Raw genomic sequence first — 12,897 nt, 5'->3', positions numbered from 1 at the left:
GCCGAAATCTGCTCATATCCTGCATGCCTGTTTCATTTCAAGAATAAAAAAGGGTCAATTCATGCAGGTCAAACTCAGCCCCATCGACCGTAAAATCCTGCGCCTGCTACAGCACGACGCTGACCTCTCTGCCGCCGAAATCGCCGAAAGGGTCGAATTGTCTCAGTCGCCGTGCTGGCGCCGGATCAATCGACTGGAAGAGGAAGGCGTGATCGAGCGCAAGGTCGCCCTGCTCAACCCGGCCAAGCTGGGGCTAACCATGACCGTGTTTGTGGATGTGAAGCTGTCGGGCCACGGTCGGCGCTACCTGACCGAATTCGAGGAGGCGATCATCGGCTACCCCGAAGTGCTGGAATGCTACACGATGGCCGGGGATATGGACTTCATGCTCAAAGTGGTGGTGCAGGACATCGCCAGCTACGAGCGCTTTCTACGCGATCACCTGCTGCAAAGCCCTCATGTCCAGGAAGCGCACTCGAACATCGCGATGAGTGTGGTCAAGCGCACTACGGAATTGCCACTGGACTAGCGAAGCTCCACGCCGTGGCGATCCGGCTTGCCGGCGGATGCGCTGTGCCAGCGGGCACAGCTGTTACAGACATGACGCCACCGCCAGCAGGCCGTACTGCTACAGGGAAGCGCTGCAAATTCGAGCGGGAGGTTCGCACGCACAAAAAGTTATTTCGCGAGAATGCGAAAAAACATTTGACGCGCAAATGATAATGATTATTATTGAGCGCAACCGGTCGCGAGATCGGTTGGTAACCCGGAAGCCTTAGGTCGGCTTCCGGATTATCTCCTCATCAGGCTAATCACGGTTTTTGACCCGGCTTTTGCCGGGTCTTTTTTTCGTGCCCTTGAAGGGTCTGATTTGGTCGGGTGTTGCTTCTTCAGGCTAATGAAGAGGGGTCGACTGTTCGATGGCGCGCATGATAGCAAAAGAAAAATGAGCGCTGAACCGCCACCGAGGTCAAAAACGACATATTTGGCAAAAAAATCTTGAATAAACGATGCTCAACTTGAGAACGACTCTCATAAACACTAGCATCGAACTCCATCACGGATGATGCTCCACTCCTTTCCCCAAGGACGATCCACGGATGACCCGCGAGTGAAATGCCATGACTAATCAGCTCAGCTCGATGTTCTCGCTGCCTACTCATCAGCCAGACGCGCCTGTCAGCCAGCAGACCGATGCTTATCGGCGCCGAATCCAGAAGCTGCCGCGCAAGACACAGCAGGTGTTTCTGCTCAGCCGTCTCGATGAGCTTTCCTACGCTTCAATTGCCCATCTGCTCGAACTGGATGTCGATTCAGTGGAGCGCAAGATGGTTCGCGTGTTCGAACAATGCCATGAAGAAGCCCCCACCTCGCCGGACTCTTTCAGCCAGGCCCTGCGCTGGTACGTGCACCTGCAGAGCCCCCAGGCGACCGCCAGTCAACGAATCGAATTCCGCCTCTGGCTCGATGCCGATGCCCTGCACCTCGACGCATTCCAGGAAACCGAAGGTCTGTGGCGCAAGCTCCTGGCGCCCGCGACGATCATGGGCGCCAACGGCTGGCACCGACGCAAGCGCCGCGTGTACATCGGCTGGCTGTTACTGACAGCGTTTCTGTGCAGCCTGCTGGTCACCGCCGAAGCGTTCACCTGAGTCTCATCGTCAAACGTTTCTGTCGTCTTCCGGCTACCTGATGCGTGTAAAGTACCTGCCATGACAGCCATCCAACGGCGATGAGCTGGTACTAACGTATTCAGGACTTTTCCGTGACTCAGACCGCCCTTTCCATCACCTGCGATTTCGACAGCGGCAACATCGTCGTGCTCGATGCAAGCAATGCGCAGAATGTACAACTGGCCATCCGCCCGGACACCCGCAGCCCACATTTCCAATGGTTCCATTTCAAGGTTGACGGCATGCAAATCGGCCAACCTCACGCCTTCAGTCTGACCAACGCCAGCGAATCGAGCTACAACCGCGCCTGGACCGGCTATAACGCCGCTGCCTCCTACGACCAGAAAACCTGGTTCCGCGTGCCAAGCCAGTTCGACGGCAAGGCGTTGAACTTCGCGCTCTCGCCAGAGCAGCCGCAGATCTGGTTCGCTTATTTCGAGCCCTATAGCCGCGAGCGTCACGTGTGGCTGATCGATCAGGCGCTGCACAAGGCGGGCACCGAACTACTGGCCACAGGCTCCAGCAGCGAAGGCCGCGATATAGCGTTGCTGCGCAAAGGTGACGGCGCGCCGGGTAAACGCAAGATCTGGATCATTGCCCAGCAGCATCCCGGCGAACACATGGCCGAATGGTTCATGGAAGGCATCATCGAGCGCCTGCAAGAGAACGACGCCGAATTGCAGGCCCTGCTCGCCTCTGCGGATCTGTATCTAGTGCCACACATGAACCCGGACGGTTCGTTCCATGGCCACCTGCGCACCAACGCTCAGGGCAAGGATCTCAACCGCGCCTGGCAGGACTCGACACCGGAGTTGAGCCCTGAAGTGTTTTTCGTCAAAGAACAGATGGAAAAACACGGCGTGGACATGTTCCTCGACGTACATGGTGACGAAGAAATCCCTTACGTCTTCACCGCTGCCTGCGAAGGCAATCCCGGTTACACCGAGAAACAGAAGGAGCTGGAAGCCGATTTCCGCGGGCGCCTGAGCGGGCTGACCAGGGATTTCCAGACCCGCTACGGCTATCCGAAAAGCGCGCCGGGCAAGGCCAACATGAACCTGGCCTGCAACAGTGTCGGCGAACGCTATAAATGCCTGTCGCTAACCCTGGAGATGCCGTTCAAGGATAACGACGATGCGCCGGATATCGTCACCGGCTGGTCGGGCAAGCGCTCCAAACAATTGGCTCGGGACGTGCTGACCATCCTGGGGCAGATGGTTTCGGTGCTGCGCTGAACCTTTACCCCCCTTTGTAGGAGCCGGCTTGCTGGCGAACGCGGCGGCGCAGACACATCTGCGCGGCCGGGTCGAATGCTTTCGCCAGCAAGCCGGCTCCTACGCGCTGCGCCCGGAAGCACACCGTGTGCGTTCGGCCATCTGCGGGCCGACCTTACCCCTTCGATTTCCCCCGCAACATGCTGTCCAGCACCTCGTCCCTGCGGATCCATCCGTGAAACAGCGCCGCCGCCAAGTGCGCGAGGATGGTCAGGAAGAACAGATACGCCAGATAGCGGTGAGCGTTGCGCAGAAAGGCGAAGGTTTGCGCGTGGGCGGCGACGATCGAAGGCAGGCGCAGCGAACTGCCGAGCATGACCGGGTCGCCCGCCGCCGAAATCATCGCCCAGCCGATCAGCGGCATTGCCAGCATCAGTGCATAAAGCAGGTAGTGCGAGAGCTTGGCGGCCAGCACTTGAACGGGAGGAAGATCGGCAGGTAACGGCGGCGTTCGCGTGGTAAAGCGCACGATCAGTCTCACGATGACCAGCACCAGAATCGCGATACCCAGCGGTTTGTGCAGGTTCAGCAGCCACTCGTGGCGTTCGGATATCGACGCGACCATTCCGGCGCCAATGAACAACATGGCAATGACCATAAGCGCCATCAGCCAATGCAGGGCGCGGGCCAGTGGAGCGAAGTGCGTGTTGGGCGAACTCATGGCTGTTTCTCCTGGGCAGGCGCGGCTTTCAACTGATCGACTTCACTGGTACGACGCAAGTACGAAGACGCGTACGCAGCGGATCGTGCCGCCAACAGCGGGTCATCCGAGCCTTCGATGCCGTTCGGCAATACCAGCGGGTCGTAGTTGATGTCGCGGCAATTGCCGTCCAGCTGCGCGCTGTCGCTTTCCACGACCAGGGTGCCGGCGTTCACGGTTTTATGCTCACCCGACCAGCTCTTGGAAGCGTCGTTGGTCGGGTCTTGGGCATTGGCCATCGTCAGCACCAGATTCCAGCGTTGCGGACCACTGGCGAGTTTGTCGCTGAGGTCCTGTTGCAGGTAGTCCTTGGCATCTGGCGTCGGCGCATCACCTTTGGCTTCCGGCACCAGACTCCAGCGCACGGGCTGGCGTTTGCCCTGGGCATCGATCAGTACGAACGCGTTAATGCTGTTGTAGGTCTCGGTCGCGAAGCTGGCGGACGGTTTGGCGGTCTTGACCCACGCAAGAAACGGCTGGGCTTCGGGGTGTGCGGCGAAGAAGGCAGGCGGCTTGGCCGGGTCGGGTTTGCCGGTTCTGGGATCTGGCGCGGTGGCTTTCTGCAGATCGATAAACGCCTCAGGCGTGCCGACGGGGAACACTGGCATGCTGTTCATCCCGGTGCGCCATTGCTGGCCGTTGGGCTGGGTGAACTGCACGGCGAAACTGCGGATTGGCGCGGCGCTGTCCGGCGAATACGGATTGCCGGTGGGCAGCGCGAGACGTCCGATTACAGGCGTGCGGCCGTTAGCAAATACCTGCGCTTTGGACAGGGAGGCCGCCGAGCCATTGCTCTCAAAGTACCCGGCGACGCAGATTCCTTTGGGATGGTTACGACGAAAACCTGCATGGACGCCGTTATTGTGTTCGAACACATCGACGACACGGGCGGGCGTCAGGCGCTGTGGGTCCAGACTGCCATTGACGTAGGCGAACGCTCCGGCGGCGATCAGCACCACCAGCCCAATGCCCGCCAGACGAACGAGTTTTTCCGAGGTGCTCAAGGGCGGTTTACGGGGATACGGCGGCTCATGGTCAATCATCGGTCACACTCCGGGCCTTTGGCCTCTATGGATAGCTGCAAGTCAGTCGTGCGGTAGGACGTGGCATCCACGGGTTTATTCCATGGACGATATTTATTTTTTCTGCGGTGGAATAACCTGCATCGACGTGCGTCTGGCAGGTCTACGATCCGAGCTATCCCGCTGATCGACCCGGAAGCCATCCCATGAATGATGTCGACGATCAACTACGAGAATTGCTGCCGCGAATGCGTCGATTCGCCGTGTCGCTCACCCGTGACGCCAGCAGTGCCGACGATCTGGTGCAATCGAGCTTGGAAAAAGCCCTGTCTGCCTGGAGCGGCAAACGGCCCGAGGGTGACTTGCGCGCCTGGTTGTTCTCCATTCTTTATAGGCAATTTCTCGACGCTCATCGGCGTTCGCGTCGATATAGCCGCATGCTCGAACTGTTTACCGGCGGCAAGGAAGATCATTACGAGCCCTCCGTGGAGCGCACAGTCGTCGCGCAAACCACCTTGCAGGCGTTCGAGCGCCTGAACACCGAACAACGCGCTTTGTTACTCTGGGTTTCGGTCGAAGGCTTGAGTTACAACCAGGTTGCTGAAATTCTCGATGTCCCGGTGGGAACCGTCATGTCCCGCTTGTCTCGCGCGCGTCAGGCCCTGCGCCTGCTCAGCGAAGGCGAAATCACCACCCCTTCCCTGCGGATACTGAAATGATCACTCTGCCCCCCAGTGAACGCGACTTGCACGCCTACATCGACGGTCAGCTCAACGATGCCGATCAGCAGGCCATGGAAACTTACCTGGCGGCCCACCCCGAACGGGCGAAACAGGTGCTGGCCTGGCAACTGGATGCGCAGAACCTGCGCGCTAGCCTCAGTGGCGAGCTGCACCGGCCGACGAATCCTGAACTGGATCCGGCGTTCATTCGCCAGCGTCTGCGGCGAAACCGTACCCGGCATTTCGCGACGGCAGCGGTGTTGCTGATCGCTGTCGGTATCGGCGGGCTCAGTGGCTGGCAGGCGCGGGAGATGACGATGTTCAGCGGCGTGTTGCCGATGGCAGATGCGGTCCAGGCTTATCGCATGTTCGCGGTCAACGACAACATGGTCAGCGACTGGGACACCGGCAAGCCGAACGATGTGCAGGTCTGGCTGGACAAGAATTTCGCCCAGGCCAATCGCGCGCCCGATCTGGAGGCAGCGGGATTCAAGCCGGTGAGTGGGCGCCTGACCAGCACCGAACAGGGCGCAGCGGCGATGGTGGTGTATAAGGATGCGCAAGGCCGGACGCTGAGCTTCTACATCCGTCCGCCGGGTGCGAACAACCATCTGCTGGCGTCTGGCACCCGCCGCGATGGAGAGCTGCAAGCGAACTATTGGTCCGGTGGGGGTTACAACTACGCGGTGGTCGGTCCGGCAGACGACCCGGCGGCGCAGGCGGCACGTCAGGCGTTGAAACAGCCGATTTGATTCGGCAGCGGCATGACTTGCCAGCGCCAGCGACCTCGAATACGCCACCGCCAGCAAGCCATGACACACGCGTCCACCAACTTGCCCTTTTATAGCCGGTGCTGGTCTTTCCTGATGGGTGCATTCCCATGCAAGTGGCCGCCGCTAACCGGTTCAGCTCAACGCGGTGGCGATTTCCTGAAGGATCGCCGGATCATCGATAGTCGCGGGGATGGTGTAAGCCTCGCCGTCGGCAATCTTGCGCAGCACGGCGCGCAGGGTCTTGCCGGATCGGGTTTTCGGCAGGCGCTTGACCACCACCACGCGGTTGAAACAGGCGAGCGCGCCTATTCGTTCCCGGACCAATGCGATCAACTCACCCTGGAGTTGCCCGGCGCCCTCCCCGACCCCATCCTTGAGCACCACCAGCGCCAATGGAACCTGCCCCTTTATCTCGTCCTGCACGCCGATCACCGCGCTTTCCGCCACCCCCGGATGCTGACCCACGAGATCCTCCATCTCGCCAGTGGACAGGCGATGGCCCGAGATGTTAATCACATCGTCGGTGCGGCCCATGATGTAGACGAAGCCATCCTGGTCGACATAGCCCCCGTCGCCGGTGTTGTAGTAACCAGGGAATATCTTCAAATACGCCTGCAGATAGCGCGAATGATCGCCCCACAACGTCTGACTGCAGCCCGGCGGCAGCGGCAGAGTGATGACGATCGAGCCCGGCTCGCCAGGCCCCAGCAAGCGCCCTTGTTCATCGATTACCCGGACGGCGTACCCCGGAACGGCCCGATTGCTTGAGCCTGGCGCCGGCTCATGCCCTTCCAGCCCCAGGCAACGCGCAGTCACCGGCCAGCCGGTTTCGGTTTGCCACCAATGATCCAGCACCGGTTTTCCGGTCAGCGTTTCCAGCCATTGGTGAGTGCTGGAGTCGAGCTTTTCGCCGGCCAGAAACAATTGCCGGATCGAGCTCAAGTCCCTTCCCTCAAGCAATCGCCCATGCGGGTCTTCCTTGCGAATCGCGCGCATGGCGGTCGGCGCACAGAACAGCGCGTTGACCCGATACTCTTCGACGATTCGCCAGTAGGCCCCGGCGTCCGGAGTGCGGATCGGTTTGCCTTCGTAGAACACTGTGGTGCAACCGGCCATCAACGGCCCGTAGACGATCAAGGTGTGCCCGACCACCCAACCCACGTCGGAAATCCCCCACCAGACATCCCCGGCGTCCATGCCGTAGACCTGTCTCATGGTGTAGAGCATCGCTACCGCATGACCGCCGTTCTCGCGAACGATGCCCTTGGGTTTGCCGGTGGTGCCGGAGGTGTAAAGGATATACAGCGGATCGAGGCTGGAAACGGGGACTGGATCGACCGGCGCGACACTTTCGAGCGCCGTATGCCAGTCCAGATCACGTCCTTCGTGCATCGGCGCCAGCGATTGCGGGCGCTGCCAGAGCAGTACATGGTCAGGTTTGAATGTCGCCAGTTCCAGCGCTTTGTCCACCAGTGGCTTGTAGGGAATGACCCGGTCGAACTCCAGCCCGCAGGAGGCCGTAAGCAGCAATCTGGGCTTGAGGTCATCGATGCGCAATGCCAGTTCATGGGGCGCGAAACCGCCGAACACCACTGAGTGCATGGCGCCGATCCGCGCACAGGCCAGCATCGCCATGGCGGCCTGAGGGATCATCGGCATATAGATGATGACGCCGTCGCCCTTCTCCACGCCCAGCTTGCGCAGCAACCCTGCCAGACACGCGACCTCGTCGCGCAATTGATTGAAGGTGTAGGTCGCTTTGCAGTCAGTGACGGGCGAGTCGTAAATCAATGCCAGTTGCTCACCACGACCTAGTTCGATCTGGTGATCCAGCGCCAGATAGCAGGTATTGAGTTGCCCGTCGGCGAACCAGCGGTGGGTGCCGTCGGGCATCGCTTGCAGCACTTGCCGTGGCGCGTGATACCAGGCCACCTGTCGCGCCTGCTCGCTCCAGTACGCCTCGGGATCAGCGATGGAGTGCTGGTGATGGTCTGCATAATGCGCGCTGGCAGGCATGCGTTTTCTGTCATTCATCCGTGGATCCCTGTGATTGTTTTTATGAGGGCTGACAACACAGGAATGAAACTAGCAGAAGCTCAGGCGCCTGCCACGGGGTATCAGGCGGCTTTGATTCGGGCCGCGCGCTGCAACAGCAATCCACCCAGAGCGAGCAGGGCCAGCACCACGACCACCGCGCCATAAACGTTGGTGGTCACGATCAGGCCTTCCGTTTTCACCGCCAGCCCCGCGACGAGCGCAGGGACGCAAAACGCGAGGTAACTGAACGCCAGAAAAGTCGACATCAGACCGGCCCGCTCATGGGCATGGGCCAGGGGCAGCAGTAACCGCAGCGCCCCAAGGAAGCTGGCGCCAAATCCAACGCCTGCCACCACGGTCCCGGTGAAGAACAACCACAGCCAGCCCAGATTGACCGCCAGCAGTACCACTGACACGCCCATGGCCAGGAAACTGCTGCCGATGAGCAATGCCAGTTGAGGCGGCCGCAGGCGCAGGTTCATGATCGAAATCGCCCCGCTGATGGTCAGTGCCGCCACGGCCAACCCGCCATTGAGCACGGAGTTCGAGCCGGTGGCCGCCGCCAGCAAAGACGGCGCAAGTGACAGAAAGAAGCCACCCAGCGCCCAGGCGGCGATATCCGCGGGCAGCACCAGCAGCAAGGTGCTGCGCGCACGCTGAGGCACATAGAGCCTGGGCTTCAGGGTTTTCAGCACGCCAGGCTGCGGCGTTACGGTTTCCTGTACGCGCCACAGATACAGCACCTGTGCGACGAAAGCGGCCAAAAGCAGGATGTAGGCCAACAGCAATGGCATGGGCGCGTACTCCACCAGCGCACTGGTGCCGAGCGCGCCTAGCGCCATGCCGAACATCGGGGTGATGCTGTTGATCAATGGCCCCTGGTTTTGATCGGTGTCGAGCATCGCCGCGCCCAAGGCACTGGTAGCGATACCGGTTGCCACCCCTTGCAGCACTCGCGCCGCGATCAGCCAACTGACGTCACTGGCGCCGATAAACAGCAGCAATGAAAGGATCTCCAGCAACAGCGCGACGAAAATCACCGGTCGACGACCCAGATAGTCCGACAGCGAGCCGAACACCAGCAGGGTCGCCAGTAGACTCAAGGCGTAGACCGCGAAAATCAGCGTCAGCAGCGCCGAAGAAAATCCCCACGCCTGCTGATACACGTGATAAAGCGGCGTCGGCGCGCTGGAGGCTGCGAAGAAACACAGCATGACAAAAGCGAGATACCCCAGGTGCCCCCGGCTCCGACCATCGACTTGCGGGTTCTGCAACGAATCAGACACGAGTACACTCTCCCGAAAAAGCACACTATAAAAGCTATGAATTTGCGTTAGAGAGTGTGCGAGCAGATTCCGCTTAAAGCAAATACTTTGTGTTAAGGTTCGATCCATGGCTATCAAAGAAGGCATTCGTACTGGCGGGCGCAGTGCCCGGGTGCAGACATCGATTCACGCAGCGGTACGTGATCTGCTTCAGGAGCAAGAGCGTTCTGCGCTTAGCGTGCCGATGATTGCTGCACGTGCCGGGGTCACGCCGTCGACCATTTACCGTCGCTGGGGCGACCTCACCTCACTGCTTGCCGATGCGGCCGTGGAGCGTCTGCGCCCGGACGAACCGGTGGATTGCGGCAGCCTGCGCGAGGATTTGCGCACTTGGGTCGAAGTCTATCTGGAGGAAACCAACTCGGCGCCCGGTCGCGAAATGATGCGCGATGTCGTCGCCAGCAGCGCCACTCTCTGCTCGGGCAAATGCCTGAATATCGTTCGTGAGCAATTGCAGATCATCATCGACCGCGCGCAACAGCGCGGCGAGCGCAGCCCCTCGGCCGATGAGCTGGTGGACGCCGTGGTCGCGCCGATGGTCTACCGGATCCTCTATGCCGAATCAGCGCCCACACTCGAGCGCATGCATCAGTTGCTCGACCGCTGCCTGGGTTGAGCGCAGAGCCAGCGAACTGGTTATGATGACGGGCTTTGGGCCACGGGTTTCTCTTCCCATGCATACTCTCGCAGACCTGCGCGCCGGCAAGCTGGCGGGCAGCAAACGGCTGGACCTCAACTGCGGCCTCACAGAGTTTCCTGTTGAGATATTCAGTCTCAGCGACTCACTCGAAGTGCTGAATCTGTCTGACAATCAGCTGACCGATCTGCCTGCCGACCTGCATCGGCTCACACATCTCAAGATCCTCTTCTGCTCCAACAATCTGTTCACCCGTCTGCCCGAAGGGCTGGGCCAGTGCGAACAGCTGTTTTTTGTCGGCTTCAAAGCCTGCCGCATCGCCGAAGTACCACCACGCTCATTGCCGCCGCATCTGCGCTCGCTGGTGCTGACCGATAACTGCATCGAGTCGCTGCCTGAGGAGCTGGGCGAGTCCGAGCATTTGCAAAAGCTGATGCTGGCCGGCAATCGCCTGCGTAGTCTGCCGGCGTCCATTGCAGCGTGCCATCGACTGGAACTGGTGCGCATCGCCTCCAACGACATTCGCCAGTTGCCGCAATGGCTGCTACAGATGCCTGCGCTGGCCTGGCTGGCGTTCGCTGGCAATCCGCTCAACGACATCCACACTGAGGAGCCGATCCGGCAGATCCCCTGGTCACAACTGACCTTGCACCAGATGCTGGGCGAAGGCGCGTCAGGGCTCATCCAACGGGGCGAATGGGTGGACGATGCCGGGGTGTGCGAAGAGGTCGCGGTCAAACTCTACAAGGGCGATCTGACCAGCGACGGCTCGCCGTTGGACGAGATGGCGGCGTGCATCGCGGCCGGTCAGCATCCGCATCTGATTCCAGTCGAGGGCGAAGTGGTCGGCCACCCACGCAATGCCAGGGGGCTGGTCATGGAGTTGATCTCGCCTGCCTTTGTTACCCTTGCTCGTCCGCCGAGCCTGGAATCCTGTACCCGCGACATCTACAGCGACACCCGCTTGAGCCTGGAGACCGCCCTGCGCATGGCGTCAGGCATCGCTTCGGCCTGCCGACACCTGCATGGGCGCGGCATCAACCACGGCGACCTTTACGCACATAACATCCTTTGGGAGCAAAACGGCGAGAGCCTGCTGGGGGATTTCGGCGCTGCGGCGTTTTATCCGGATGAAGAAACCGGGCGAACACTCGAACGTATCGAAGTGCGGGCCTTCGGGATTCTGTTGGGGGAATTGTTAGCGTGCTGCGATGCCAGTGAGGCGATTGCGCAGTTGCGGGAGCTGCAGCAGCAGTGTGTGGGGCCGCGGGTGATGAGTCGCCCGAGCTTCACAGAGATAGAGCGGGCGCTGGAGACACTTAAGCGCTGCTTGTAGCGGCAGTTGCCGGCGGTGGCGTCTTTGAAATCGCTACCGCCGGCAAGCTGGACTGCTCGGGATGAACGTGTGCCCAAAATCCCAGCATGCCGACAGAATTGGTGAAGCGAATTCATTCGCGAAGGGCCGGTACATCCGACGCATATCTGCCGAATTTACGACCGCATCGCGAATGAATTCGCTCCCACAGGTGGATGGCGTGCGTCAGCAAGCTCTCTTTCCGGCCAGTCGGATGGCGTTGCGTCGGCGAGCTCTCATTCCGGCCAGGTGGATGGCGTTGCGTCAGCGAGCTCTCTTTCCGGCCAGGTGGATGGCGTTGCGTCAGCGAACTCTCATTCCGGCCAGGTGGATGGCGTTGCGTCAGCGAGCTCTCATTCTGGCCAGTTGGATGGCGTTGCGTTAGCGAACTCTCATTCCGGCCAGGTGGATGGCGTTGCGTCAGCGAACGCTCATTCCGGCCAGGTGGATGGCGTTGCGTCAGCGAGCTCTCATTCCGGCCAGTTGGATGGCGTTGCGTCGGCGAGCTCTCTTTCCGGCCAGTCGGATGGCATTGTGAGTCAGAGCTGTTCGGGCACCGCGGCCGCGATCAGGTTTGACGGCGTGTGATGACCCTCTGTGGGAGCGAATTCATTCGCGAAGGGCCAGCACAGACGACGCCTTCCTCCAGGGAGAATCCCTACCCTGCCAGCCCTACATACACGTTTTGCACGTCGTCATGGCTGTCGATGGCTTCCAGGAACGCCTCGACTTCTGCCATCTGCTCGTCACTCAGGCCCGACACCGGGTTTTTCGGACGATAGCCGAGCTTGGCCGACTCCACTGTAAAGCCCTGCTCCGGCAATGCCTTGCACACGGCATCCAGGTCGGTGGTCTCGGTGTAGAACAGGGTCAAGCCCTCTTCGCCCGCCTCGACATCCTGCGCACCGGCTTCGATAGCGGCTTCTTCAGGGTCGGTATTGCCGTCGCCAGCCGCTTCAATCATGCCCAGATGGTCGAAATCCCAGGTAATCGAGCCCGCAGCGCCCATCTGGCCTTTGCGAAACAGCACACGAATCTCGGCGACGGTGCGGTTTACGTTGTCGGTCAGGCACTCGACGATCACCGGCACCTTGTGCGGCGCGAAGCCTTCGTAAGTGACGAAATGGTAGTTGACCTGCTCACCCAGCAGGCCCGCGCCTTTCTTGATCGCCCGCTCCAGGGTTTCACGGGGCATCGAGGCCTTTTTCGCCTGCTCGACCACCAGACGCAGACGCGAGTTCATGTCGGGATCAGCGCCGGAACGCGCGGCAATCATGATTTCCTTGGACAGCTTGCCGAAAATCTTACCCTTGGCGTTGGCTGCTGCTTCTTTGTGTTTGACCTTCCACTGTGCGCCCATGATTGCTCTCTTGTTCCGAT

The 12,897-nt window shown here is 60.4% G+C and carries 12 protein-coding genes; 7 read left to right on the top strand and 5 right to left on the bottom strand.

Annotated features, from left to right (window positions below; translation table 11 throughout):
- Positions 1-61: 61 nt before the first annotated feature.
- The 3 genes from ACRER8_RS02655 to ACRER8_RS02645 all read left to right on the top strand — a co-directional run bounded on the left by ACRER8_RS02655 (position 62) and on the right by ACRER8_RS02645 (position 2,908).
- Positions 62-529, top strand: coding sequence for an Lrp/AsnC family transcriptional regulator (locus tag ACRER8_RS02655; RefSeq protein WP_431744813.1), 468 nt, complete (start codon positions 62-64; stop codon positions 527-529).
- Between the two features lie 592 nt (positions 530-1,121).
- Positions 1,122-1,652 carry a DUF4880 domain-containing protein gene (locus ACRER8_RS02650; RefSeq protein WP_431744812.1) on the top strand — a complete coding sequence of 177 codons (531 nt, stop codon included), beginning with the start codon at positions 1,122-1,124 and terminating at the stop codon, positions 1,650-1,652.
- Positions 1,653-1,765: 113 nt separating this feature from the next.
- Positions 1,766-2,908 carry a M14 family metallopeptidase gene (locus ACRER8_RS02645; RefSeq protein WP_431744811.1) on the top strand — a complete coding sequence of 381 codons (1,143 nt, stop codon included), beginning with the start codon at positions 1,766-1,768 and terminating at the stop codon, positions 2,906-2,908.
- 154 nt (positions 2,909-3,062) lie between these two features.
- Here the strand turns inward: ACRER8_RS02645 and ACRER8_RS02640 are convergent, their stop codons facing one another.
- On the bottom strand, positions 3,063-3,608 hold the full coding sequence (locus ACRER8_RS02640; RefSeq protein ID WP_431744810.1) for a cytochrome b: 546 nt from the start codon (positions 3,606-3,608) through the stop codon (positions 3,063-3,065).
- Positions 3,605-4,690 (bottom strand): catalase family peroxidase, encoded by a 1,086-nt coding sequence (locus ACRER8_RS02635; protein ID WP_431744809.1) that lies wholly within the window; start codon positions 4,688-4,690, stop codon positions 3,605-3,607. The genes ACRER8_RS02640 and ACRER8_RS02635 overlap by 4 nt, the downstream gene beginning before the upstream one ends.
- A 185-nt stretch (positions 4,691-4,875) precedes the next feature.
- On the opposite strand from ACRER8_RS02635, the gene ACRER8_RS02630 reads away from it, so the two are divergent.
- Together ACRER8_RS02630 and ACRER8_RS02625 are read left to right on the top strand one after the other, a co-directional pair.
- Positions 4,876-5,388 carry a sigma-70 family RNA polymerase sigma factor gene (locus tag ACRER8_RS02630; RefSeq protein WP_431744808.1) on the top strand — a complete coding sequence of 171 codons (513 nt, stop codon included), beginning with the start codon at positions 4,876-4,878 and terminating at the stop codon, positions 5,386-5,388.
- Positions 5,385-6,143: an anti-sigma factor family protein gene (locus ACRER8_RS02625; protein ID WP_431744807.1), complete on the top strand. Its 759-nt coding sequence runs from the start codon at positions 5,385-5,387 to the stop codon at positions 6,141-6,143. Before ACRER8_RS02630 ends, ACRER8_RS02625 begins: the two co-directional genes overlap by 4 nt.
- 153 nt (positions 6,144-6,296) lie before the next feature.
- Here the strand turns inward: ACRER8_RS02625 and ACRER8_RS02620 are convergent, their stop codons facing one another.
- On the bottom strand, positions 6,297-8,198 hold the full coding sequence (locus tag ACRER8_RS02620) for a propionyl-CoA synthetase (protein WP_431744806.1): 1,902 nt from the start codon (positions 8,196-8,198) through the stop codon (positions 6,297-6,299).
- Positions 8,199-8,281: 83 nt separating this feature from the next.
- Positions 8,282-9,487 (bottom strand): MFS transporter, encoded by a 1,206-nt coding sequence (locus tag ACRER8_RS02615; protein ID WP_431744805.1) that lies wholly within the window; start codon positions 9,485-9,487, stop codon positions 8,282-8,284.
- Positions 9,488-9,593: 106 nt separating this feature from the next.
- Between ACRER8_RS02615 and ACRER8_RS02610 the strand changes: the two genes are divergently transcribed.
- Together ACRER8_RS02610 and ACRER8_RS02605 are read left to right on the top strand one after the other, a co-directional pair.
- Positions 9,594-10,142 (top strand): TetR/AcrR family transcriptional regulator, encoded by a 549-nt coding sequence (locus tag ACRER8_RS02610; RefSeq protein ID WP_431744804.1) that lies wholly within the window; start codon positions 9,594-9,596, stop codon positions 10,140-10,142.
- Between the two features lie 58 nt (positions 10,143-10,200).
- Entirely contained in the window at positions 10,201-11,499 is a 1,299-nt protein-coding gene (locus ACRER8_RS02605; protein WP_431744803.1) for a leucine-rich repeat-containing protein kinase family protein, read from the top strand.
- 676 nt (positions 11,500-12,175) lie between these two features.
- Here ACRER8_RS02605 and ACRER8_RS02600 read toward each other — a convergent pair.
- The gene (locus ACRER8_RS02600) at positions 12,176-12,877 is read right to left on the bottom strand and encodes a YebC/PmpR family DNA-binding transcriptional regulator (RefSeq protein WP_431744802.1); all 702 of its coding nucleotides are present in this window, start codon (positions 12,875-12,877) and stop codon (positions 12,176-12,178) included.
- Between the last annotated feature and the right edge of the window lie 20 nt (positions 12,878-12,897).

It is taken from the genome of Pseudomonas sp. (assembly GCF_050739935.1).
In the GTDB taxonomy this organism is placed as follows: Bacteria; Pseudomonadota; Gammaproteobacteria; order Pseudomonadales; family Pseudomonadaceae; genus Aquipseudomonas.
Note: the sequence above shows the minus strand (reverse complement) of the source record. Positions and strands in the feature narration are given on the sequence as shown.